The sequence below is a fragment of the Phycisphaeraceae bacterium genome (genome assembly GCA_019636555.1).
Lineage (GTDB): Bacteria > Planctomycetota > Phycisphaerae > Phycisphaerales > UBA1924 > JAFEBO01.
Window position 1 is genome coordinate 2,933,620 of the sequence record JAHBXH010000001.1, and the last position, 21,848, is coordinate 2,955,467.

Consider the following 21,848-nt stretch of genomic DNA (forward strand, 5'->3'; position numbering starts at 1 on the left):
GGCGTCTACTGTTGGGCCCCCCGACAGGGCCTTCGGCCCGCGTTGGATGACCTAGAAAACGCCCGAGTTACCGAATCCCGAAAAAACTTCGGAATTCGCGAGCAGCAGCCCGTAGCAGCCTCACCCGAAAGCCCTCATGAGCACCCCTGCGACAACGACTCCCGCTCCGAATCAGATCCAGATCGCGGTCGCCAAGGGCGACGGCATCGGCCCCGAGATCATGGACGCCACGCTGGAACTCTTCAAAGCCGCCGGCGTGATGAATTGGGTGCACTTCCGCGAAGTGAAGATGGGCGCGGGCGTGTTTGCGGAGGGGAACAGCCGCGGCATGACGGACGAGGCGATCCGCGTGACGGAAGAGAGCGGGATCCTGTTCAAAGGCCCGATGGAAACTCCCAAGGGCGGCGGTGGCAAGAGCATCAACGTCACCGCGCGCAAGATGTGGAACGCGTTTGCGAACTATCGCGTGTTCAAGACGCTGCCGGGCGTGGAGACGGTGTACTCGAAGGCGGGGATCGCGATCGATTTCGCGATCGTGCGCGAGAACATCGAGGACACCTACGGAGGCGTCGAGCACCGCCTGAGCAACGACACGATCCAGTGCAAGCGTCTCATGAGCGCGCCGGGATGTGATGAGGTGCATCGGTTCGCGTTCCAAACGGCGCGCAAAGTGGGCGTGAAAAAGGTGCACTGCGGACACAAGGCCAACATCATGAAGATGACGGACGGCCTCTTTCTGGATCGCTTCCGCTCCACGGCGAAGGACTTTCCGGAGATCGAGACGGGAGACGTGATTGTTGATGCGCTGTGTTTGAATCTGGTGGTGAAGCCGCAGCAGTATCAGATCATCGTGCTGCCGAATCTGCAGGGCGACATCGTCAGCGACCTGTGCGCAGGGCTGGTCGGCGGGCTCGGGTTCGCGCCGAGCGCGAACATCGGGAATCACATCTCGATCTTCGAAGCGGTGCACGGGACGGCGCCCGATATCGCCGGGCGCGGCATCGCGAATCCGACGAGTCTTGTCCTGTCGGGGATGATGATGCTCCGGCACATCGGCCTGAACCGCGAGGCCTCGAACATCGAGAACGCGCTGCTCGCGACGCTCGAGAGCGGCGTGCACACGGGCGATTTCGGGGACAAGAGCAAACCCAGCGTCGGCACGCGTGACTTCACGAACGCGATCATCGGGAACCTGGGGAACAAGCCAAAGACGGTGCCCGCGGTGGATGTACCGGAAGCGAAGACCCCCACGTTCGTGCGCGAGGCCAAGCCGAGCGGGCCGCGGGTGATCCGCACGTTCAAGAACGTGGTCACCCACGTGGTCGGCTGCGACATTTATCTTGATACGCCGCTGAGCCCGCTGGCGCTGGCGGAAGAGATGCAGCGTGCCGCGGCGGATACGCCGTTCAAGTTGACGCTTATTTCAAACCGGGGCACGCAGGTCTGGCCGACTGGGAGCGTGTACACCGAGTGCGTGGACTATTACCGCGTGCGGTTTGAATTAAAAGACGGAGTCGCGCCGGGGAGTTTCGGGCAGAGCCGGTGTGTGGCGCTCATGGACCGCGTGGCGGAGAGCTTTACGGTGTGCTCGTACGAGTTGCTTCGCACGTTCGATGGAGTGAAGGGGTACAGCCTGGCGCAGGGGCAGTAGCGATGTCGGATGTCGATTGATGCTACTTGTAGTTATTTATCCTGCTCTTCGCGCAGCGCAAGCATCGACGAATAGGCGACGTAATACTTGTTGATATTGCGGACGTAGCGCACGGTCTCGATGCCGATTTCCTGCATCGCGATCTGTTCGACGTTGTCGAACCAGAGATTGGGGTTGAGCCCGGCGGACTTGGCCTTTTCGCGGAGTTGCCGGATGCGCCCCGGTCCGGCGTTGTATGCCGCGAGGGTGAAATCCACGCGCGGTCCGGGCGCGAGGTCGTCATCGCTGAAGTAGTTTTCGCGGAGCCACGACATGTACTTGATGCCGGCGTGGATGTTGTTGGCGGCGATTTCGATATTGCCGCAGTCCATTTGCTTGCCGGTGCTGGGAAGCAGCTGCATGATTCCGATCGCGCCGGCGCTGCTGCGCTTGTCCTGATCGAGCTGCGATTCCTGATATCCCTGTGCCGCCATGAGCAGCCAATCGAAATCGTACATCGAGGCGTACTTCCTGAAATCGGCCTTGAGGCGGTCGATGCGGACGCGACCGACGGGTTTGAGCGCATCCTTGCACCACTTTGCGTTCTCGAAATAGCGCTTGAAGAGGATGTTGCCGAGCAGCGTGCCCTTCTTGTGGTCGGCGACGAAGTGGTTGAGGCTTTGGAGCAGTTGCTTGCTGTCCGGTCGAACGGCAAAGGCGATGTTGTTGCCACTGGAAAGAAAAATGTCTTCGTGAACGGCGAGATCGGGCAGCACTTTCGCCCAGAGATTTGCGATGTGACGATCGCAGGCGGTGAAAGGAATGGAACCGGCGGAAACAAGTTCGAGAATGTCCTCGGTCTCGAGCGGTCGCTCGGGCGTGTGGATGCGGATCGGCTTTTCTCCTTCCTTGACCAGCCGCGCCGAGAGCGCCTTTGCGTGTGCTTCGTAGCTGGAACCTTCGACAAGAAGCAATTCCTGGCCGGCGAGATCGTCGATCGAATCGATTTTCGGGCTGCGCGGACCGCTGACAACGACCTCGTGGACATCCGAGATGTACGGATCGGAAAACGCGACCTTCTCGGCTCGCTGCGGCGTGATCGTGAAGTTGGAGGCGATGACATCGCCCTTTCCTTCTATGAGCGCCGGGATCAGATCGTCGAAGGCAACCGGAACAAAGACGAGCGTGAGTTTGCGGTCGTGATCGTCGAGACTTTTGACGAGATCATCGCGATAGGCTGTCATCAGATCGTGGGTGAAACCGAGGCACTGGCCTTGATCGACGAAGAAATCGGTGCGGGAGGGGCTGACAAGCACGCGGATCACCCCGAGCTTGAGCATTTCGGGGAGATCGTCGTGGCGGAGCGAGCCGACACGCTGGACGAGAATGTCGGATTGGGACTGGGCGCGGGAGGAGGGCGCGAGCAGCAGGCATGCGGCCGCGAAAAGGATTCTTGCGATCATGCGGCCCAGTCTACGGCACTTGGCAAAGTGCGGCGGCTCTCGCCGCCGCAGCAGCCAGAAGCCCATTCGGCGGTACGCCGGCTTAGACTAGTGTCCGACCAGTCGATATACTTCGGTATGGCCGACTTCAAAGACAACCGCATCGGCGCCTATGACGCGAAGACCCACTTTTCCGACCTTCTTGAACGCGTGGAGAACGGAGAAGAAGTGACGATCACGCGACACGGAGCGCCGGTAGCGAAGATGGTCCCGGTTCGGCGGAGTTCTGCCGCGAAAAAGCGGGCGGCGATCGAGGGCATGCGCAAGCTCGCGAAGGGGATGAAGCTCCGTGGACTGCGGATCAAAGACCTCATCGCGGAGGGGCGCCGGTGAGCGCCGCGTTTGTTCTCGATTGTTCGACGACTCTCACTTGGCTCTTCGACGAAGAAGCGACGCCGGAAACTGGTGAATTGCTCTCTCGATTGCAAGAAGAAGCGGCAGTTGTTCCGGGCTTGTGGATGCTCGAAATTGCGAACGCGCTCGCGATGGCGGAAAAGCGCAAGCGGAGCACGCCCGCACAATCAGACAAGTTTCTGAAGATGTTGTCTGCGCTCGACATTGATGTCGATCATGAATTCGCGAGCCGGGCGTTCGGCCCGCTGTTGTCGCTCTGCCGCGCGCACGGGTTGACCAGTTACGACGCCGCATACCTCGATCTTGCAGCGCGGCGGCGCCTGCCGCTGGCGACGATGGACAAGCAGCTCGCGACCGCTGCAAGGAAGTTGAAGATTGCGGTGCTCGGATAGCGAGTGCACTCAGGATGTCGGCTTGGCTTCCTTCGCCCAACTGTCTTTCAGCGTCACCGTGCGGTTGAACACGAGTTTGCCGGGCGTCGAATCCTTGTCCACATTGAAATAGCCCAGCCGCTCGAACTGGAAGCGTGCGCCTTCGAGGGCTTCGTTGTTGTACTTCGCATTCTCCGCAAGCCAGGGCTCGACGAGCGCCTGCACCACTTCGAGCGAGTTCGGGTTGAGATCGTCGAGGTAGCTCCCGGTCTTCTCGCCCGGAACCTCTGCCGTAAACAGTCTGTCAAACAGTCGGACTTCCGCCGGCACGGCGTGCTGCGCGCTCACCCAGTGGATCGTGCCCTTGACCTTCTTGGTCGGCTTGCCGTCGGGCCCGACGGGCGCGTCGCCCCCTCGCGTCTCTGGGTCGTAGGTCGCGCGGATGCCGGTGATGTTTCCCGCGGCGTCCTTCTCCACTCCCGTGCACGTGATGAAGTACGCCCAGCGCAGACGAACCTCGGCCCCGGGCGCCAGCCTGAAGAACTTCCTGGGCGGGTTTTCCATGAAGTCATCCTGCTCGATGTAGATGACTTTGGAGAACGGCACCTTGCGCTTTCCGACGCTCTCGTCTTCGGGGTTGATGACAAAATCGAGTTCGTCCACCTTCGACTTGCCATCGGGTTCGGCGGGCCAGTTTTCGATCGTCACCTTGAGCGGCTTTAGCACCGCCATGCCGCGCGGCGCGATCTTGTTCAGGACGTCGCGCACGGCGTTTTCGAGGCGTCCGATGTCGATGTAACTCTCGACCTTGGTCACGCCGACATCGGTGACGAAATTGCGGAGCGCCTCGGGCGGGTAGCCCCGCCGACGCATCGCACTGATCGTCGGCATGCGCGGGTCGTCCCAGCCCGACACTGTATTCTCTTCCACCATCTTGAGCAGGTTGCGCTTGCTCATGACGGTGTAGGTCGGGCGCAGTTTGGCGAACTCGATCTGCTGCGGATGATGGATCTTGGGAAGGGATGACCAGGGAGCCGCAGAATCACCGGTCTGGAGACCGGTGCCACCAGAGCCAGCACGCCCGTCGTTGATCGCATCGATGAACCAGTCGTAGAGCGGGCGGTGATTCTCGAACTCAAGCGTGCAGATGCTGTGCGTGATCCCTTCGAGCGAATCTTCGAGCCCGTGCGCCCAGTCGTACATCGGGTACATCGACCACTTGTCGCCGGTGTTGTGGTGGCGCTCGTGGATGATGCGGTACATCACGGGATCGCGCAGGTTGAAATTCGGCGAGGCGAGATCGATCTTCGCGCGCACGGTCATCGCGCCGTTCGGATGCTTGCCGTCGCGCATCTCTTTGAGCAGCCTCAAACTCTCTTCGATCGGGCGATCGCGATGGGGAGAAGTCGCGGGAACCGTCGGCGTGCCGCGGCGGGCGGATACCTCCTCCCCCGACAACTGGCAGACGTACGCCTTGCCCTTGCGCACGAGTTCCTCGGTGAACGCGTACATCTGATCAAAGTAGTTGCTCGCGAAGTGCAGCCCGCCCGCGTTCGGGCCGGTGTCGAAATCGCCCCCCAGCCACTTCACGTCGCGGATGATCGAATCGACGTATTCCTGTTCTTCCTTCGCCGGGTTGGTGTCGTCGAAGCGCAGGTTGAACTTGCCCCCGTACTTCCTGGCGAGACCGGAGTTCAGGCAGATGCTCTTGGCGTGGCCGACGTGCAGGTAGCCGTTTGGTTCCGGCGGAAAACGAGTGTGCACCCGCGGCACGTTCGCCCGGGCCGGCTCCTTGGCGCCCCACGTCCCCCATTTTTTGGAAGCGTTGTCCGCCTCGACGATCTGCTCGAGAAAGTTCAGCGAGCGATCTTGCGATGACGATTCCGCGGCGGGCGGATTGGAAGGCGCGACGGGCTTGCCACCGGAAGGTTTGGAAGTGTTTGTGGGACCGGTCATAAGGGCGGGATTCTACGAGCGAAAGAGTTCAGGAATCGCCCTTCACAGGAGTCTTTGGCGGGGGCGCGGGTACGCTCGGCGCATGGCGATTCCAAACCACAAGCTTCAGCTTCGTGTTCTGCCCGGACTGTTCGCCTACGCAAGGCTCGAACCCGGAGCCGAACCGCCGACGTGGGCCGAGAACGAGACACTCTTCTTGCGGGTGCGCACTCGCACCGAGCAATGCGTGATCTGCCCGGATTCGGCGGTGCCGCCGGGTATTCGGAAGGAAGGCCCGTGGAGGATCATCGGTATCGATGCGACCCTGGATTTCAATCAAGTCGGGATCATCGCGAGCCTCGCGGTGCCGCTCGCGGACGCGGGAATAAGCATCGCGCCGATCGCGAGCTTTGATACCGACTACATCCTGGTACGCGAGAGCGACCTTGATCGCGCAAAGGCAGTTCTCACCCAAGCCGGCCACCGTTTCAGTTGATCATCGCTCAGGTCCTGCCCACCACCAGCACAATCCAGTCATCTTTGAGTTCCGACGGCTCGTGCACCGCCCACGGCACTTCTCCGGGCACAACATTGCATTCGGTGTACACCTCGGTTGATGCGAAGCCCACTTCGATCATCGCTTCGCGCAGCTCGGCAATGCTCCAAAGCCGCCAGCGGTAGACGAACGCCCGCGGCAACTCCTGCACGATTTCTCCCGCCCGCTCGACTTTGAACGAAATGGAGTTCGTCACCATTCCCGTCAGTGCATCGGCCTCCTCGTGCGCCCAGTGATAGTGGATGATTTCGCCCGTTCGCGATGGGTGTTTGCGGGTCAGCGAGCCGAGCTTGAACGCCGATGCGCCGCCGTACGTATCGCAGACGAATACTCCCCCGCGGTCGCCCCTGGCTACGCGAGCAAGTCGCTCTCGCGAATGCCGCAGATAGCTCACGAGTTCCGAACGAGTATGGAGGTAACCGACCGAGAAGTTTCCGACAAAGACAACGTCGGCTGCGGCTCCATCTCCGACATGCGGATTGCGGCAATCTGCGCGGAGCACCCTGAGCGCCTCCGGACTTTGCCGCGAAGCTCGTTCAACACAATCGGGATCGAGATCAACCGCGACCGCCCGCGCCGCTTCGCCGAGACGTCCGGCATCTTCGAGCCACCGGCGGCTCAGTGCAGCGGTGCCGCAGAAATCCTCACGCAAAACCCGCGGGTGATTTCCATGCACCGCGCGCAGAAACTTCGCGACGTGCGCGGGTGATTGCACACAGGCTTCGTAGCAATCAAATCTGTCGAGTTCGCGCACCCCGGATTGTTGCGGCACGCGGCCGATCGGCTACTTCGGCCCGTCGTCACGAGTCGGACCGGTTGCGATTTTCTTTGTTGCCGGCGAAGCGGGCGGGATTCGCGTCGAAGCCGGAGCGATCTTGGCCGGCTGATTGGAAACGACTTTGGTCGGGGCCGAAGCCTTCTTCGGCGTCGGCGCGGGGATCGTCGAGTTCAACGGCTTCACGTTGATCGTTTGCCAATTGGATGCGTCGTTCCGGACCCCCGACTGGCTTAGCGTGTTTTCGAGCGCCCGGTCGAACTCATCAAGCAAGGGATGACCGATCCAGGAGATGTTTCCATCGGCCCCGATGATGAACGTGCAGGGGATGCCGCCACGCTGCGCGGGGACCATCCAGTTCGACCACATGAAGCCGTTTCCGTCGTAGGCCACGGTGTAGTCCATCCGGCTCCCCTGCTTGGCAACGAAGCTCTCTGCCTTCGTCAGGCGGTCGTCGAGGTTTGACTGCGTCGGCTGCTCGGAGGCAGTCACGCCGATGATGACGATGTTGGGGTATTTCTTCTGGAGCTCGGTCAGGTGCGGGATGCTTCCCACGCACGGCGTGCACCATGTGGCCCAGAATTCGATGACGTAAACGCGGCCCGGCTCGTACGTATAAACCGGCGCGCCCTTCAGCCAGCGATCGACCGAGATGCGGGGAGCGCGCGACCCGGCGGTCAGCGCCGGAGCCTGAGCGGCTTCGGCGTTGTTCGCGACGGCGTGACTCGTCGTCAGGGTGGCGCAGCATGCGATGGCAAGACCGGCGGCGGCAAAGATTGGACGGATCTTCATGGGTCGGCACCCCGGGGCTTCGACGGCGGCGCACTCGGTCGCGCGGCGTATCCCGATGCTCGATATCGGGCAGGAAGATCGGACTTTTTGTGCCGACTTGAATGAACTTCGAGTTCAGTATTTTGCACGGAATTTTGTCGTGCAGAGTCTGCGCGACACCCGCGAGTTCTCCGCGCGATTCGCGCAGAAATCGACACCGGAAAAGGGTGTGGGGTCGCCGGGCTTTTTGGGGTTCGCGGTCGACCGGAAGAGTGATCGCTTCACTGTCTGCCTCCCCAACCCCACAAAAAAAATGCCCCGAACGCGGGGCATCTCTTGGTTTCAATGTCAAACAGGCGGTCGACCAGAAAGGGACGGAAGATCAATTGTCCTTTTTCATGTCCGCGTTGGCCGCCTCGACTGCACTCTTCAGATTCTCCCCGAAGGCGGGAACTCGCGGGTCTCCGATCCAGACGATCTTCCCGTCCCCACCGACGATGAAAGCATGCGGGATGGTGCTCACCCCTGCCGCACCCATCCAAGCCTTGCTCACCTTGCGATCAGCTTCGAATGCGACGCGATAGTTCATGTTGTCGCCTTGGTCCTTCACGAATTTCTGAACCCTGGCGAAGCGTTCATCTTTTCCGCCTTTGCTCACTCGCTCGGAGCTCGCCATCCCGATGATGACCACACTGTCCTTGTACTTTTTCTGCATCTCGGTCAGGTGCGGAATGCTTTGGAGACACGGCCCACACCACGTCGCCCAGAACTCGACAACGTAGACCTTGCCCTGGTCGAACTTCTTGACCGGATCACCCTTGATCCATTTCGACGGATAGAACTCGGGCGCGTTCGAACCGACTTCGAGCTTTCTCGATTGCGGCGAACCCGACCCAGCCCCGGCCTTTTCTCCCGCAAGCGCGGTTGACATCGCCATCGGAGGCAATGCGAGACATGCGGCAATCGTCCCAACTGCAAGCAACAAGACCGACGGCTTGGAAAGAAGACGCATGGCAACTCCTCTATCGATCTGTTCGCCACAAAGAACGACTCACGAATCAGGTTGCGACCTGTACCCGGCCGGGTCAACCTCTATTAGAGGGAATACCGCTCGCCGAGTTCCGCAGAAAAGCCGTTCGTTCAACAAATGTTCCCGAACTTCTTCAAGCAAGTATCCATCCGCACGAGAGCCGAACGCTTTCCCAGGACTGCGAGTGTTTCGCCCAGAGGCGGGCTGACCGCAGCGCCGGCGACAGCCACGCGGATTGCCTGCGAGACAGGTCCCATGCCGGTTGCGGCCTGCTGCCCGACCTGCTCGATCAGAGAATGCAGCAATTCCGACTTCCACTCTGTTTCCGACACGGTTTCAAATCGGTCGCGGATGGTGCGAAGGAGTTTGAGACCCGCGCGGTCGCTCGTGAGCAAGTTCTTGTCTGCGGCGGCAGGATCGAAATCGGTGGCGGCATCCGAGCGAAGCAGGAACGCCGAAGCTTTCACTCCATCACGCAACGTCTTGGCCCGGGGTTTGACGGCGCGCGCCAGCAACAGCCAGCGCGAATCAGAATCTCCCACCGCTCTCGCAAAGTCCGGCTCGAATTCCGTGCACCACTCGCGCCAGCGCTTTGCAAAGAGGTCGTCCGGCAAGGCGTTGATCGCGTCGGCGTTGAAACTCAGCAGTTTCGCGCGGTCGAACTTGGAACTGGTCTTGCCGATGCGCTCGATCCCGAAGTGCTCGGCGAGAAACTTCATGTCGAACTTCTCGAGGTCCTTGCCGTCGGCGGTCTTGAGACCGGGGTTCCAGCCGAGCAGCGAGACGAAATTGGTGATCGCCTCGGGCAAATAGCCGTTCTGACGAAAATCCCACACTTCGATTTCGGGGAGCGCAACCTTGAAGTGCTTCGCGAGCGATTGCGCGACTTCCAAACTGTCGTTGTCGGCGCTCAGGAACTGTCCGATCAGCTTTTCGTCCTGTCCGCTCGCGGATGCCAGCGTCGCAGGCGTGATCGACTTGTCCTTCGCGATCGCGTCCTTTGCCGCCTTGCGCGCGAACTTCGCCTTGTCTCGCTTGCTCATCTTGCTGCCGTCCATGTTCACGATGAGCGGCATGTGGGCATAGAACGGCGTGCGGAAGCCGAGAGCGTTCTGCAGCGCGACGTGGCGCGGCGTGTTGTTGAGATGCTCCTGCGCGCGCATCACGTGCGTCACGCCCATCGTCTCGTCGTCGATCACGACCGCGAAGTGATAGATCGGGAAGCCGTCGGCCTTACGGATCACGAAATCGTCCATCTCGCCCGCGGCATACTTCACATCGCCCAGAACTTGATCGTGGACGACGATCTCTTCGCGCGGCGCCGCGAACCGCATCACGTGGCGCTCGCCGGCCTGCGCGCGATTCCAGCGCGCTTCGAGCGCGGCATTGAACTTCCCGAATTCGATCTCCGCCGGGCGCGGATAGCGGTAGGTCTGCTTCGCCGCGACCGCGGCTCTTCGCTGCGCCTCGATCTCTTCGTTGCTCTCGAAGGCCGGGTACGCGCGCCCGGCTTTTACGAGCTGTTCGAGATACCTGTTGTAGATCGGGACCCGTTTGGCCTGAAAGAACTCCCCCACTGGTTCACGACCGCTTCCGGCTTCCCAGTCGTGCTGACCGATCGAACCGTCTTTGGCAATGTAGGGGCCGAGGTCATTGACGATGCCGAGCCAGTGCAGGTCTTCGATGATGCCGCGGGCGGATTCGAGGCTGCTGCGTGCCGCGTCGGTATCTTCGATGCGGAGCATGAAGCGGCCGTTGTTCTTTTTGGCGAAGGCCCAGCAGAAGAGCGCGGAGCGCGCGCCGCCGATGTGAAGATGGCCGGTGGGAGAGGGCGCGAAGCGCGTCACGAGTGGGCTTGAAGACATGGGAGGCAAGGGTAGGAATGAGATGCTACTTCGCGGGAGTGGCGCGAACATGCCGCATTCGATCAAAGTGCGCGTATATGCTCAGCACGCCCGGGCGATCCTTGGTCCGCTCGACGCATCACAGAAGAACCATTCCAGAATTCGGAACTTTCCGGCGGCGAGCGATACCACGCGGCGACGCCGGTCTTCATCTACTTCTCCATACATTCCTCGCCCGGAGCACATTCGACTTTGACCTTCGCTCCGGATGGTTTAGACTGGGGCGACGGGAGCGTGCCGCCGGCTCGCCCCCGCTGACAATCCGGTCGGTTGTGTCCCCGAGCTCACCTATCTACGGAGGAAATGCCCATGACCACCACTCAAACCCAATCTCATACCGCGGGAGGCCAAGGTGCCCGCTCCGTCGCCGACGTCAGAAACATCTGCCTCGTCGGTTCGGGCGGAGCGGGAAAAACGACACTCACCGAGAAATTGCTCTTTAGCGCCGGTGCGACCAAGCGGGCAGGAACGGTGGAAGAAGGGAACACAGTCAGCGACTTCTCCGAGGAGGAGCGGCACCACAAGCATTCGCTCCAGCCTTCCTTTCTTCACTTTGACTATGAAGGCCACGATGTGCATCTCATCGATACGCCCGGCCTCGTCGATTTCATCGGGCATGCGATCGCGTGCTTTCCCGCCGTCGAAACGGTCGCCGTGGTGATCGATGCGCACAAGGGAATCGATTCGGTCGTTCGCCGGCTGATGAGCGTCGCCGCGGACCGCAAGATCCCGCGCATGATCATCGTCAACAAAATGGAAGAGAACGCCGACGGGCTTGAGGAACTCGTCGCGCGCATTCGCGAAGTTTTCGGGGCCATCTGCCTTCCGATCAATCTTCCGACCTTGAAGGGAAAGAAAGTTATTAACGTTTTCGAGCACGACGGGCACGACGCCGCCGGCGATCAGACCGATTTCTCATCCGTACACGAGGCGCACAAGGCGATCGTCGAGCAGGTGATCGAGGTCGACGACGAACTCACGATGGAATATCTCGAGAAGGGCGAAGGCGCCGGCTTTGATCCCGAGAAGCTGCACGCGGCATTCGAGAAAGCGCTCGGCGAAGCGCACCTTGTCCCGATCTGCTTCTGCTCGGCCAAGACCGGCGCGGGCGTCGATGATCTGCTGCACGTCTTCGCCAGCCTCTGCCCGAGCCCCCTCGAAGTGAGCCCGCCCGAGTTCGAGATCCGCAAAGGCGCCGACGAGAGCGGCGCCCCGATCGAAGAGGAGTTCGTGCCCAAGCCCGATCCCAAAGGAAAAGTCATCGCGCACGTCTTCAAGGTCGCGACCGACGCGTTCGTCGGCAAGCTCGGCATCTTCCGTGTGCATTCGGGCACGATCAAACACAAGCAGGAACTCTACATCGACGACAACAACAAGCCCTTCCGCGTCGGGCATCTCTTCAAGTTGCAGGGCAAGGAGCACGTCGAAGTTTCGGAGGTCGGGCCCGGCGAGATCGCCGCGATCAGTAAGGTGGACGACCTGCACTTCAACGGCATCCTGCACGAAGCGCCCGAGGCAAGCACCGTCCACCTCCGCGCGCTCCCGTTGCCCAAGCCGCTCTACGGGCTGGCGATCCAACTCAAGAACCAATCGGACGAAACCAAGTTTTCCGCAGCTTCGCACAAGATGATGGCGGAAGACCCGAGCCTCCGCATCGAGCGCATCGCCGCGACCAACCAGACCGTGATGCGCGGACTGGGCGAACTTCACCTGCGCATCGTCATCGAGAAGTTCAAGAAGCAGTTCAACATCGAGTTGATCACAAGCCAGCCCAAAGTCGCCTACAAAGAAACCATCACCGGGAAGGCAGATGGGCACCACCGCCACAAAAAGCAGACCGGCGGCGCCGGGCAGTTCGGCGAGGTCTATCTCCGCATCGAGCCTCTGCCTTCCGATCACCCGACCGGCTTCGAATTCGCGAGCGAGGTCGTCGGCGGCACGGTCCCCCGTCAATACTGGCCCGCAGTCGAGAAGGGAGTGAAGCAGGTCATCGAGAACGGCGCATTCGCCGGCTACCCGATGCAGGGAATCCGCGTCGCGCTCTACGACGGCAAGTATCACGACGTCGACAGCAAAGAAATCGCGTTCATCACCGCCGGCCGCAAGGCATTCATCGAAGCGGTCACCAAGGCCAAGCCCAAACTGCTCGAGCCGTACGTGACCGTCGAGGTCACCGCGCCCAGTCGCTACATGGGCGATATCGCCGGACATCTCTCCACCAAACGCGGCCGAGTTCAGGATTCCGAGGTTCAGTCGGGTGACACGTGCATTGTCCGTGCGGTCGCTCCGCTGGGCGAACTCTCGAACTACGCCAACGAACTCAAGAGCATGACCGGCGGCGCCGGCAGCTTCTCGATGGACTACAGCCACGACGAACAAACGCCGCCCCAGGTCCAGGCGGCCGTTGTTGCGGCATTTAAGCCCCAGGAAGAGAAAGAATGAGGGTTGTGCTAGGCTGAGGACGGCAAGCGGATCGTCCTCTAGGCGCGATCTTAGGAGGTATCGATGTCGGAACGCAAACCGATCTCTTTCATTGTCACCGTGATCGCCCTCGCTGCGGCAGGGAGCGTGCTCTACTACTACGTTCACCAGCTACCGACTGATGTCGGAGCGACCACCGCCTCCGCGGGGGTCCAGGGAATCTCGCTGCACGAACTCGCGGAGCGCGGCGACACCGAAGCTCTGGCGGCGCAGATCCGGAATGGGGCGAAACTCGACGTTGTCATCGAGTCCGGTCCGCTCTGGCAACGCGGCATGACGCCTCTGATGGCCGCGATCGTTGCGGGGCAGGACAAAGCAACCCAGACAATCCTCGATGCGAAGCCCTCACTCGATGTCCGAAGCCGCGATGGGCGCACGGCGCTCATCTGGGCCGCGGGCTGGGGCACGCCGAACATGGTGCAGCACCTGCTTGATGCCGGCGCCGAAAAGAACGTGCGTGATGAAGCGAACTGGACGGCGCTCATGATGGCCGCGGGTCGAGGTGATGCACAGAGCGTGAATCTCCTTGTGAAGTCGGGCGCCGATATCAACGCCAAAAACAAGTGGGGGCAGACAGCGCTGATGACGGCGCTGCGCGCCGGCAACGTGGAAAAAACCGAAATCCTTCTCGAAGCGGGCGCGAACCCGAACGACACCGACCTCAACGGCCTGACGCCGATGCACATGGCCGCCGAAGGCGGCGCGCCGGTAGAAGTCATCTCGATGCTCGTGAAACGCGGCGGCAATATCAACGCGCAGTCCGCCGATGGTTTGACTCCGCTGATGATCGCCTGCGATCGCGCAGACGTCGAGCGAGTGAAGATCCTGCTGGCGAACGGATGCAAGACCGAACTCAAAGACAAGGACGGCGCGACGGCACTCGATTGGGCGCTCCGCCGTTCGGACGACAACGGGAACGCGGTTGCCGAACTCGTCCGAAAGTCGCATTAACTCGTCTCGATCCGGGCCGCGTCAGAAACAGCACGACAGCACTCTTCAGAGCGGAAGGGTGCTTCGTTTTTGCGCACCTTGGGCGCAGTCGTTGCGCCGCGGGCGCAAATCTTCAACGTGGTGGCGACTCCGTGACGACTACAGAGGCTCAACGCCGCTAGATTCTTCTCCCGCGCCGTCTCCCAGCCGCCACACGCATGAACACAATCAACACCAGCGCTTCAATCCGGCTCTCGCAAACCTACGGCGCGCCCGCCAGCGCTCAGGCGAATGCAGGGAGCGTCGCCGGGACGATTTCTCGTGCCGCGGGTGTTTCGGATCAAGTCGCGATTTCGCGTCCGGAGAAACTGAGTAACAGCATCGAGCGCCTCACGTCGGGCGCTGTCAAGCAACCCGCGATCGAAAAGAGTGCGCCCGCAAAGTCGGTGTTCGCCGCACCCGCGGTCTACACCTCGCGCGGGACTCTTGCGATGCACGCGCAGCCCGGAGATCGCAACGCCGCGGCGACCGGTGTCGCGATCGGCCGCTCGCTCGACGTCAACGGATAAACGGCTATTTTCCCGCGACACCCGAGAAGATTTTCGCGTCGAGCACGCGCCCGATGATGAGCGCGCAGTCGGCTTCGAGATCGAGCCGTCGCACCACTTCGCAGTCAATCGCCGCGAGCGATCGACGCAACACCGGCGCCTGACTCTGCAGGGTTTCCCACGCGATGCAATCGAAGGGATCGTCGTCGCGCGGCGCATCGTCTGCAAACTTTCGGGGTGACAACGCGTCCGCGCTATCGAGAACACTGATCGAAAAAGCGCGGCTGTCTCGGATCAGCGGCTCGATCCAGTGACCGCGCCGAATCGAAACTCCGACCATCAACGGCTCGTCTGCAACGACCGCCACACTGCGCGCCACCACTCCGGCGCGCTTGCCCTCGAAGCCTGCCGCCATCACAAAAGCGCCGGCGGGCAAAAGCGAGAGAACCGACAGCGCCTCCGACCGACGGGACTCGGGCAGTGGCAAATACTCAACCACGCCACCCACGTCGGCTCTTCGAGAACGTAACACCAGTGGACACATGGATATATCTCGCAGGCAACCGCGCAGACGTTGCGCGAAGCGACAGATTATCCACAACTCGCAAACTCGCGCAAAAGTTATACACAACTCGTGCACTTCGTGGGGGAAGGTGTTGCAAAGTGTCGAAAAGTGGGTATCTTTCCCAAGTCGGGTCGCGTCGTGCGGGACGCCGCGATTCTCCGGCCTGAGGGATGTTTCCAGTGCTATCGACCGGGGGTTTCAGTGCTGTTCACCGGATCGACGGAGCTGACCATCGACGCGAAGCAGCGTCTGGCCATCCCGGCGAAGTACCGGTCGCAGTGGAACGAGGGAATCGATGGCAAAGCCTGGATCTGCGTTCCGTGGCCGGAAGGGATGCTTCTGCGGCTCTATCCCGAAGGCACGTTCGAGCGGATCGCGAACCTGCAGAACGCGGGGCGCGAGACCTTGATGCCTTCGTCGGATCAGGCGCAGCTCGAAGCAGAGTTCTTCTCGCTGGCGGAACGGGTCGAGCCCGATTCTGCCGGACGGCTCTCGCTACCCAAGCAGCACCTGGAGCTGGTTGGGATGCCGAGCGAGGTCGTGGTCATCGGGGTGAGGGATCGCCTCGAAGTCAGGGGACGAGATGCATGGAAGCCGAATTTGAAGGAGCGGTTCCAGACGATGCCCAGACTCGCGGAAAAGTTCACGCGTACGACCAATTCGGGAGATGGGAAGAGATGAAGTGCGTTGAGGTTCGATTTCAACCGGCGACCCAGGCCTGCGGCGAATTCGGCCGCGAGGAAGGTCGCGTCGGGTGGGGACGTACCGCTTGAAACCAGGCCCGGCAACGGGACGTTTGGGGAGGGTGTGAATCAATCCGCCGCGAGCTCGAAAGGGCTCCGGCCGAGTTGGAAAGTTTGGCCCGCGGTTCGCGGAGAGATCCGTAGATCGCTGGCAAGAAGAGAGTTGCGTTGGTTTGGTGTGGGCTGACAAGTGAATCGTTTCTCGATTTGAGTGCGCCGGGGTTGCCCGGCGCGGGGATTGCAAAGGGATTTGCCCCGCGGCGCATGGATGCGCCGATCGCCCGAACCCGACGACGATCGCATGATGCGATCGGATGACGGTTCATTCTCTCCCCCACGCGACGGGCAACCTTGCACGGCCGCAGTCCGGTGCACTCGACCGAGTTCTACGTCATGCCGCCGCGGGCGAGAGCGCACGGGGGCATTTCAAGGCGGCTGCGCCGAATCTTTTGGGGTCGTCGCGCCGCCGGAAAGCAATTTGCCGCCGAAGTTGGCGACACCAACTTCGCGCGCGGGTCGGGGATCTGAATCACCACCACCACCGGCGGCGGGCGCACCACTCCCACCATTCGTAGATGCCCGTCGCCACCACCGAGACCGCCCCGGTTCACCACCGGGGCGGTTGTGTTTCGGCCGGATGCCGGGTCTCACACGCACAAAAGCTGGTCGTATGCCGCGGCGAAGATGACAAAGTCCGCGTCATCCACAAAGCCGTCGTAGTTGAGATCGCCCGGGCAGAAATCGGGGACGCCGGGCGTGCCGCCGGGGCAGATGAGATCGTTGTACGCCGCGGCGAACTGCACAAAGTCCGCATCGTCGACAACGAGATCACAGGTGAGGTCCGACGTGCAGAGCGCGACGCGGGCGACGCTGGTCGATACCGTGCCGCAGGGGTTGGTGACTCCGCCGCCGAACTTGATGTCCTTGATCGGCCCCACCGCCCGCGCTCCGGTGATCGTGATCTCCGGTCCGTCCCAGCCGGCAACCTCGAACGAAAACTGCCCGGTGGAATCGACGAAGACCGGGCCGGTGATCGGCTCGAAAACGCCGCTGTCCGGTGGCGACTCGACGCTCCACTGATACGTCACGTCGCCGGGCGCCTCGATCGTCATGCCGAGAGTCGCGCTCGAATTCGGATCGGCGCAGACCGCGCGATCAACGGGATCGGTGATAATCGTCGCGACACTCGGGCAGGGAAGGCCCTTGATGAGAAACGCGCGGCGTTGGCCGTTGAACGTGCCCGTGCCCGCGATCGCCGAACCGTCGTTCGAAACGCCCCACGACTCTTCGAGCACCCAGCCAGTCAGATTGCCGCCGAGCGAAGTGACCCATGTCGCGAGGTCGAGCATTCCGGTGTTGGTGCTCCAGTAGCAGGCTCGATAGGTGTTGAGGCCGATCTTCGCGCGACCCGTCACGACCTTTCCATCAAAGTTGGTCGATCGGCTGTAGGAATCGGTCGTTCCGAAGGGTGTGCCGAGATTCTGCATTGTCGCGTTCACGTATCGAAAGATTCGATCACCCGATGGGATCTGCGCATCCCCCACGATCACCACGTTGTTCTTGCTGATCGCGTACGCGCGCAAGTCGGTTGCCCCCGCGAGCGGACCGAGGTCCTGAACGATGTTTCCCGGCAACCAGCGAACGGCGCGATATCCGCTGCCCGACCAGGTGCTTCCGCCCACAATCGTCGAGCCATCGGAGCTGATTCCGTACGCGGCAGAGCCGAAGACTCCATTCGGCAGCGACGGGAGCACCGTCAGCCCGCCCCCGCCGGGGTTCACCCACTTCACCGCGTACGTGTTTCCGCCCGTCGTGTTGCTGTATCCCACAACGATGTTGGTGTCGCCGCTGATCCCGGTTGCCAGCCCGAGCGTGCCGCCTGTCAGCAGGCCGAGGTTTTGCATCCCGCCCCCGACCGTCCATCGGAACAATTTATTGCTCCCGTTGCCGGCGATGCCGATCCCGTTGTAGTCCATCGAGTTGCCGGCGGTCGTCGTGATGTTCGCGGGCGTCCCGAGGTTCACCAGCCCACCCGCGATGCTCCATCGGAACGCGTAGTAGAAAGTCTGATTGTTGAAGATGTAATCGCCGTAGCCGGTCACGTAGGTGGCATCGTGGCTCACTGCCGCTCCGTGCGATTCCGTGCCACCCGGATAGATGCCGAGGTTGTAAATGACAGGCGGAGCAGCGGAAGCCGAAATCGCGGCGGTCAAGCCGGCTGACGCAGCGAGCAATGCTTTATTCAACATGGCGAGCCTCCCAAAGAGCGCGGTTCACGCCCCTCCAGCCTTGCCTGTTCGGGCCAAATCCTTGCTCGAAATTTGGCAACTTTGCAAAGAAAACTGGCTGTCCGGACCTCAGATCGCTCGTTCCCGCATCAGTCCCTTGCCTTTGACGACCTCGCCGATCACGAACACCGATTCGCCCAGTCTCTCGAGTTGCTCTTTGATGCTCTCGGCGAACGCCTTCCTCACGATCACGCAGTAACCTATTCCGAGGTTGAAGACACGCTTCATCTCGTCATCCGCGATGTTGCCATGCTGCTGGAGGAACGTGAACACCGGCGGCACAGGCCAGGTTGAGCGATCGATGATCGCGTCGCAGTTTTTCGGAATTGAGCGGACCAGATTGTCGGCGAGGCCGCTGCCGGTGATGTGCGCCATGCCGCTGATCACGTTCTTGACGCGGTAGTTGCGTTGGAGTTTGACGATGTTCCCGGCGTAAATCCGCGTCGGCGTGAGCAACACCTGCCCGAGCGTGCGCGGGCCGCCGTTGCCTCCTGCCTTCTTCTTTCCCTTTGTCCCTTTGCCCCTCTGCCCCTTCGCCACTTCGTTCAGCTCTTCATACACCTTGCCGAGATCAAGCCCCGCGTGCTGCACGACTTTCCGCACCAGCGAGTAACCGTTGCTATGGATCCCGCTTGAAGCGAGGCCGAGGATCACATCGCCCGGGTGCACTCGTGTCGGATTGATCGCGCGCTTGAGTTCGACGACGCCGACGCAGAAGCCCGCGAGATCGAAATCGCCCGCGCGATACACATCGGGCATGTTCGCGGTCTCGCCCCCGAGCAACGCGCACCCGCTCTGCTTGCAACCCTCGGCGACGCCTTCGACGATCGCCGCGAGCATTTTCTTATCCACCGTCGGCACGGCGATGTAATCGAGAAAAATCAGCGGCTCGGCGCCCTGCACGATCAGGTCGTTCACGTTCATCGCGACGAGGTCGATTCCCACCGTGTTGAACACGCCGAGATCCGCGGCCAATTTCACCTTCGTGCCCACACCATCACAGCACGCGACAAGCACCGGGTCTTTGTAGTTGCGGCTGAAGAGACCTTTTTTGTAATCGAGCCGGAAGAGCCCGGCGAAGCCGCCGGGGTTCGGGATCACGCGCGGGCCGAATGTTCGGCGCATGGTCGATTCGAGCGACTCGGTGAACGAGTCCTTCTCGTTGATGTCGACGCCGGCGGAGGCGTAGGTGAGCGAAGCGCGGGACTTCGAGCCGGGCGGAAGGGTTTCGGCGGGCATGCGTCGAGGGTATCACTTGGCGGCTCGTCGCAGATCGCGTCCGCCTCCCGGTCATGAAGATTGCGCGAGACCTCGCTGACGAAGGCCGGACGCTCTTGGCGCTTGCGACAAATCTGGTCGATAGCTGCCCGGACCGTCGAACACGCTCCAGGGCAAGGAGGCCGACATGAGCTTTTCGTACCGGTCCGTTTTTCTGAGCGACACCCATCTTGGGTTTGCGGGTGTGCACGCCGCGGAACTTTCCGCGTTTCTCAAGCATCTGCAATGCGAACGGCTCTACCTTGTGGGCGACATCGTGGACCTTTGGGCGCTGCGCTCCCGCTGGCGGTGGCCGGTGATGCACAACCAGGTTGTGCGTCGCGTACTCAAACTGGCCAAGAAGGGCGTGGTTGTCACGTACATCCCGGGCAATCACGATGATGCGCTGCGGCAGTACATCGGGATCGATCTCGGCGGCGTGCGAATCGCAAAGCAGGCCGCTCATCGCACAGTCGATGGGCGGCTGCTGCTGGTCACGCATGGAGACGAATACGACCTTGTCGTGCAGCACTCGCGCATGCTGGCGCTGGTGGGAACGTGGGCATACGACCGGCTCATCGCGCTCAACCGCATCGTGAACGGGCTGCGCTCGTGTGTAGGACTTCCAAAGTGGAGCTTTTCCGGAACGGTGAAAGCCCGGGTGAAGGGCGCGTGCACTTATATCTCGCGCTTCGAGCAGGCGCTGCTCACCGAGGCACGCCGGCGCGGCATGAACGGCGTCATCTGCGGACACATCCACCAACCCCTCATCCAAGAAACCACCGAATCCGACGGGTCCGTTTCGCTCTACGCCAACTGCGGCGACTGGATCGAGCGCACTTCCCTGCTCGTCGAACATCACGATGGGCGCTTTGAGATTCTCGATGCCGCAGCGGAGCTTCAGAACGCCGGCATCACAATCCCGACCATTCCAGAGGAGGGAGTGGTCATCGCAGATGATCCGCAACTGGAGCTCGCGTTCTGATGCGTGCAACCGGCGGCGCCTCGGTCGTTCTCTGCACCGCCGATGTGGGCTGTGGACACGCGCGTGCCGCATCGGCGATCGCGACGGCGCTGCGCCATGCCGATCGAACGGTCGGCGCTCCGATCATCGATGTGCTGGCTGATGCGCCGCGCTGGTTCACTGCGGCGTATCGCGATGCGTATCTGATCGCGACCCGCCGCGCGCCTCGCCTCACCGGATGGCTTTACGACCGGACCGACGAACGCCCGACGCCATCGGAGCCCGGCGTGCTTGCAAGTGTCGAAGATCGTGCTCTGCGGCATCTGCAAACGCGCGAAGAGGTACTCGGCGCAGAAGTCGTGCTCTGCACGCACTTTCTCTGCGCGCGGGTGCTCGCTCGCCTGCGCGAGCGCCAAAGTCTTTCATTCCGGCTGGCTGTCGTGATTACAGATCAGCATCCGCACGCAGCGTGGCGAGTGCCCGGAATCGACTTGTTTCTTGTGGCGGGGCCGGCCGCCGTGAACCGTCTCGAAGAGTGCGGCTTTCCGGCAAGGACAATTCACGTTTCGGGAATCCCGATTGATCAGAGGTTTTCAAACCTGCCGGAGCGCGAGGTCGCTCGCCGGCGACACGGTTTGCCGCCGGATTCGCCGGTGGCGCTCGTGAGCGGAGGCGGGCTTGGGCTGGGCGGCATCGATCGTGCGGCGCACGCTTTGCTCGAGTCCTCGGCGCAGGCCCATGTTGTCGTCGTCTGCGGACGCAATCTGGCTCTGTTGCGGCAGATGCGCGGAGCGAATTGGACAAAATCGAATCGCTGCCATGTAGTGGGAAAAACGAACCGCATGCACGAGTTGATGGCCGCGGCCGACTTGCTCGTCGGCAAACCGGGTGGCCTCACAACCTGTGAAGCCCTCGCGGCGAAGCTCCCGATGGTGCTCTTCAACCCGATCCCGGGCCAAGAAGTGCGGAACGCCGAGGTGCTTGTCGATTCGGGCGCTGCGGTACTGGCCTCGAACGAGTTTGACGCGGGCGAACTCGCCGCGCGCCTGCTGGAGTCCGAGCGAGAACAGCTGCTGAGAATGCAGGCACAAACGGCAAACCTGGCGAGGCCCGATGCCGCGAAGTTCGCTGCGCGAGAAGTGTTGCGGCTGCTGAGGCCTCCATTGGACGAGCCAAGTTCAATTGCCCCGGTTGTCCGCGCGAACACCATCACGCATCCCGCACTTGCGTAGCCCAGCGCGAGG

19 protein-coding genes are annotated in these 21,848 nt (G+C 61.7%); 10 read left to right on the plus strand and 9 right to left on the minus strand.

Going from position 1 to position 21,848, the window contains the following annotated elements; genetic code table 11:
• Positions 1-136 precede the first annotated feature (136 nt).
• Positions 137-1,651 carry an NADP-dependent isocitrate dehydrogenase gene (locus KF691_12620; GenBank protein MBX3390284.1) on the plus strand — a complete coding sequence of 505 codons (1,515 nt, stop codon included), beginning with the start codon at positions 137-139 and terminating at the stop codon, positions 1,649-1,651.
• Between the two features lie 32 nt (positions 1,652-1,683).
• Here KF691_12620 and KF691_12625 read toward each other — a convergent pair whose 3' ends face one another.
• Entirely contained in the window at positions 1,684-3,093 is a 1,410-nt protein-coding gene (locus tag KF691_12625) for a lytic transglycosylase F (GenBank protein MBX3390285.1), read from the minus strand.
• A gap of 117 nt (positions 3,094-3,210) precedes the next feature.
• Between KF691_12625 and KF691_12630 the strand changes: the two genes are divergently transcribed.
• Entirely contained in the window at positions 3,211-3,465 is a 255-nt protein-coding gene (locus KF691_12630; protein ID MBX3390286.1) for a type II toxin-antitoxin system Phd/YefM family antitoxin, read from the plus strand.
• Positions 3,462-3,878: a type II toxin-antitoxin system VapC family toxin gene (locus tag KF691_12635; protein ID MBX3390287.1), complete on the plus strand. Its 417-nt coding sequence runs from the start codon at positions 3,462-3,464 to the stop codon at positions 3,876-3,878. Before KF691_12630 ends, KF691_12635 begins: the two co-directional genes overlap by 4 nt.
• Positions 3,879-3,887: 9 nt before the next feature.
• Here KF691_12635 and KF691_12640 read toward each other — a convergent pair whose 3' ends face one another.
• Positions 3,888-5,813: a glutamine--tRNA ligase/YqeY domain fusion protein gene (locus tag KF691_12640; protein MBX3390288.1), complete on the minus strand. Its 1,926-nt coding sequence runs from the start codon at positions 5,811-5,813 to the stop codon at positions 3,888-3,890.
• Between the two features lie 82 nt (positions 5,814-5,895).
• On the opposite strand from KF691_12640, the gene KF691_12645 reads away from it, so the two are divergent.
• Positions 5,896-6,288, plus strand: coding sequence for an ACT domain-containing protein (locus KF691_12645; GenBank protein MBX3390289.1), 393 nt, complete (start codon positions 5,896-5,898; stop codon positions 6,286-6,288).
• Positions 6,289-6,295: 7 nt separating this feature from the next.
• On the opposite strand, the gene KF691_12650 is transcribed toward KF691_12645, so the two are convergent.
• From KF691_12650 to KF691_12665, 4 genes are all read right to left on the minus strand, one after another.
• Positions 6,296-7,120, minus strand: a complete 825-nt coding sequence (locus tag KF691_12650) for a class I SAM-dependent methyltransferase (GenBank protein MBX3390290.1) — start codon at positions 7,118-7,120, stop codon at positions 6,296-6,298.
• Between the two features lie 12 nt (positions 7,121-7,132).
• Positions 7,133-7,915, minus strand: a complete 783-nt coding sequence (locus KF691_12655; protein ID MBX3390291.1) for a TlpA family protein disulfide reductase — start codon at positions 7,913-7,915, stop codon at positions 7,133-7,135.
• A gap of 361 nt (positions 7,916-8,276) precedes the next feature.
• Positions 8,277-8,906: a redoxin family protein gene (locus KF691_12660; protein MBX3390292.1), complete on the minus strand. Its 630-nt coding sequence runs from the start codon at positions 8,904-8,906 to the stop codon at positions 8,277-8,279.
• 128 nt (positions 8,907-9,034) lie between these two features.
• Positions 9,035-10,789, minus strand: a complete 1,755-nt coding sequence (locus KF691_12665) for a glutamate--tRNA ligase (protein MBX3390293.1) — start codon at positions 10,787-10,789, stop codon at positions 9,035-9,037.
• A gap of 348 nt (positions 10,790-11,137) precedes the next feature.
• Here KF691_12665 and KF691_12670 point away from each other — a divergent pair, with 348 nt between their 5' ends.
• From KF691_12670 to KF691_12680, 3 genes are all read left to right on the plus strand, one after another.
• The gene (locus KF691_12670) at positions 11,138-13,270 is read left to right on the plus strand and encodes an elongation factor G (protein ID MBX3390294.1); all 2,133 of its coding nucleotides are present in this window, start codon (positions 11,138-11,140) and stop codon (positions 13,268-13,270) included.
• Between the two features lie 63 nt (positions 13,271-13,333).
• The gene (locus KF691_12675; protein MBX3390295.1) at positions 13,334-14,260 is read left to right on the plus strand and encodes an ankyrin repeat domain-containing protein; all 927 of its coding nucleotides are present in this window, start codon (positions 13,334-13,336) and stop codon (positions 14,258-14,260) included.
• 197 nt (positions 14,261-14,457) lie between these two features.
• Positions 14,458-14,808, plus strand: a complete 351-nt coding sequence (locus KF691_12680; GenBank protein ID MBX3390296.1) for a hypothetical protein — start codon at positions 14,458-14,460, stop codon at positions 14,806-14,808.
• A gap of 4 nt (positions 14,809-14,812) precedes the next feature.
• Here KF691_12680 and KF691_12685 read toward each other — a convergent pair whose 3' ends face one another.
• Positions 14,813-15,223 carry a flavin reductase gene (locus tag KF691_12685; protein ID MBX3390297.1) on the minus strand — a complete coding sequence of 137 codons (411 nt, stop codon included), beginning with the start codon at positions 15,221-15,223 and terminating at the stop codon, positions 14,813-14,815.
• A 237-nt stretch (positions 15,224-15,460) separates the two neighbouring features.
• Here KF691_12685 and KF691_12690 point away from each other — a divergent pair, with 237 nt between their 5' ends.
• Complete coding sequence (locus KF691_12690) at positions 15,461-16,033, plus strand: hypothetical protein (GenBank protein ID MBX3390298.1); 573 nt, start codon at positions 15,461-15,463, stop codon at positions 16,031-16,033.
• Between the two features lie 709 nt (positions 16,034-16,742).
• On the opposite strand, the gene KF691_12695 is transcribed toward KF691_12690, so the two are convergent.
• Positions 16,743-18,344: a hypothetical protein gene (locus KF691_12695; protein ID MBX3390299.1), complete on the minus strand. Its 1,602-nt coding sequence runs from the start codon at positions 18,342-18,344 to the stop codon at positions 16,743-16,745.
• A 108-nt stretch (positions 18,345-18,452) separates the two neighbouring features.
• Complete coding sequence (gene purM, locus KF691_12700; protein MBX3390300.1) at positions 18,453-19,622, minus strand: phosphoribosylformylglycinamidine cyclo-ligase; 1,170 nt, start codon at positions 19,620-19,622, stop codon at positions 18,453-18,455.
• 166 nt (positions 19,623-19,788) lie between these two features.
• Here purM and KF691_12705 point away from each other — a divergent pair, with 166 nt between their 5' ends.
• Together KF691_12705 and KF691_12710 are read left to right on the plus strand one after the other, a co-directional pair.
• On the plus strand, positions 19,789-20,625 hold the full coding sequence (locus KF691_12705; GenBank protein ID MBX3390301.1) for a UDP-2,3-diacylglucosamine diphosphatase: 837 nt from the start codon (positions 19,789-19,791) through the stop codon (positions 20,623-20,625).
• Positions 20,625-21,836 (plus strand): hypothetical protein, encoded by a 1,212-nt coding sequence (locus KF691_12710; GenBank protein ID MBX3390302.1) that lies wholly within the window; start codon positions 20,625-20,627, stop codon positions 21,834-21,836. The genes KF691_12705 and KF691_12710 overlap by 1 nt, the downstream gene beginning before the upstream one ends.
• Positions 21,837-21,848: the final 12 nt, after the last annotated feature.

Excerpts from the sequence above, each read along its gene's own strand:
- KF691_12620 (MBX3390284.1), top strand. The coding sequence starts at position 137 with ATGAGCACCCCTGCGACAACGACTCCCGCTCCGAATCAGATCCAGATC.
- KF691_12625 (MBX3390285.1), bottom strand. The coding sequence starts at position 3,093 with ATGATCGCAAGAATCCTTTTCGCGGCCGCATGCCTGCTGCTCGCGCCC.
- KF691_12630 (MBX3390286.1), top strand. The coding sequence starts at position 3,211 with ATGGCCGACTTCAAAGACAACCGCATCGGCGCCTATGACGCGAAGACC.
- KF691_12640 (MBX3390288.1), bottom strand. The coding sequence starts at position 5,813 with ATGACCGGTCCCACAAACACTTCCAAACCTTCCGGTGGCAAGCCCGTC.
- KF691_12645 (MBX3390289.1), top strand. The coding sequence starts at position 5,896 with ATGGCGATTCCAAACCACAAGCTTCAGCTTCGTGTTCTGCCCGGACTG.
- KF691_12655 (MBX3390291.1), bottom strand. The coding sequence starts at position 7,915 with ATGAAGATCCGTCCAATCTTTGCCGCCGCCGGTCTTGCCATCGCATGC.
- KF691_12660 (MBX3390292.1), bottom strand. The coding sequence starts at position 8,906 with ATGCGTCTTCTTTCCAAGCCGTCGGTCTTGTTGCTTGCAGTTGGGACG.
- KF691_12665 (MBX3390293.1), bottom strand. The coding sequence starts at position 10,789 with ATGTCTTCAAGCCCACTCGTGACGCGCTTCGCGCCCTCTCCCACCGGC.
- KF691_12670 (MBX3390294.1), top strand. The coding sequence starts at position 11,138 with ATGACCACCACTCAAACCCAATCTCATACCGCGGGAGGCCAAGGTGCC.
- KF691_12675 (MBX3390295.1), top strand. The coding sequence starts at position 13,334 with ATGTCGGAACGCAAACCGATCTCTTTCATTGTCACCGTGATCGCCCTC.
- KF691_12680 (MBX3390296.1), top strand. The coding sequence starts at position 14,458 with ATGAACACAATCAACACCAGCGCTTCAATCCGGCTCTCGCAAACCTAC.
- KF691_12695 (MBX3390299.1), bottom strand. The coding sequence starts at position 18,344 with ATGTTGAATAAAGCATTGCTCGCTGCGTCAGCCGGCTTGACCGCCGCG.
- purM (MBX3390300.1), bottom strand. The coding sequence starts at position 19,622 with ATGCCCGCCGAAACCCTTCCGCCCGGCTCGAAGTCCCGCGCTTCGCTC.
- KF691_12705 (MBX3390301.1), top strand. The coding sequence starts at position 19,789 with ATGAGCTTTTCGTACCGGTCCGTTTTTCTGAGCGACACCCATCTTGGG.
- KF691_12710 (MBX3390302.1), top strand. The coding sequence starts at position 20,625 with ATGCGTGCAACCGGCGGCGCCTCGGTCGTTCTCTGCACCGCCGATGTG.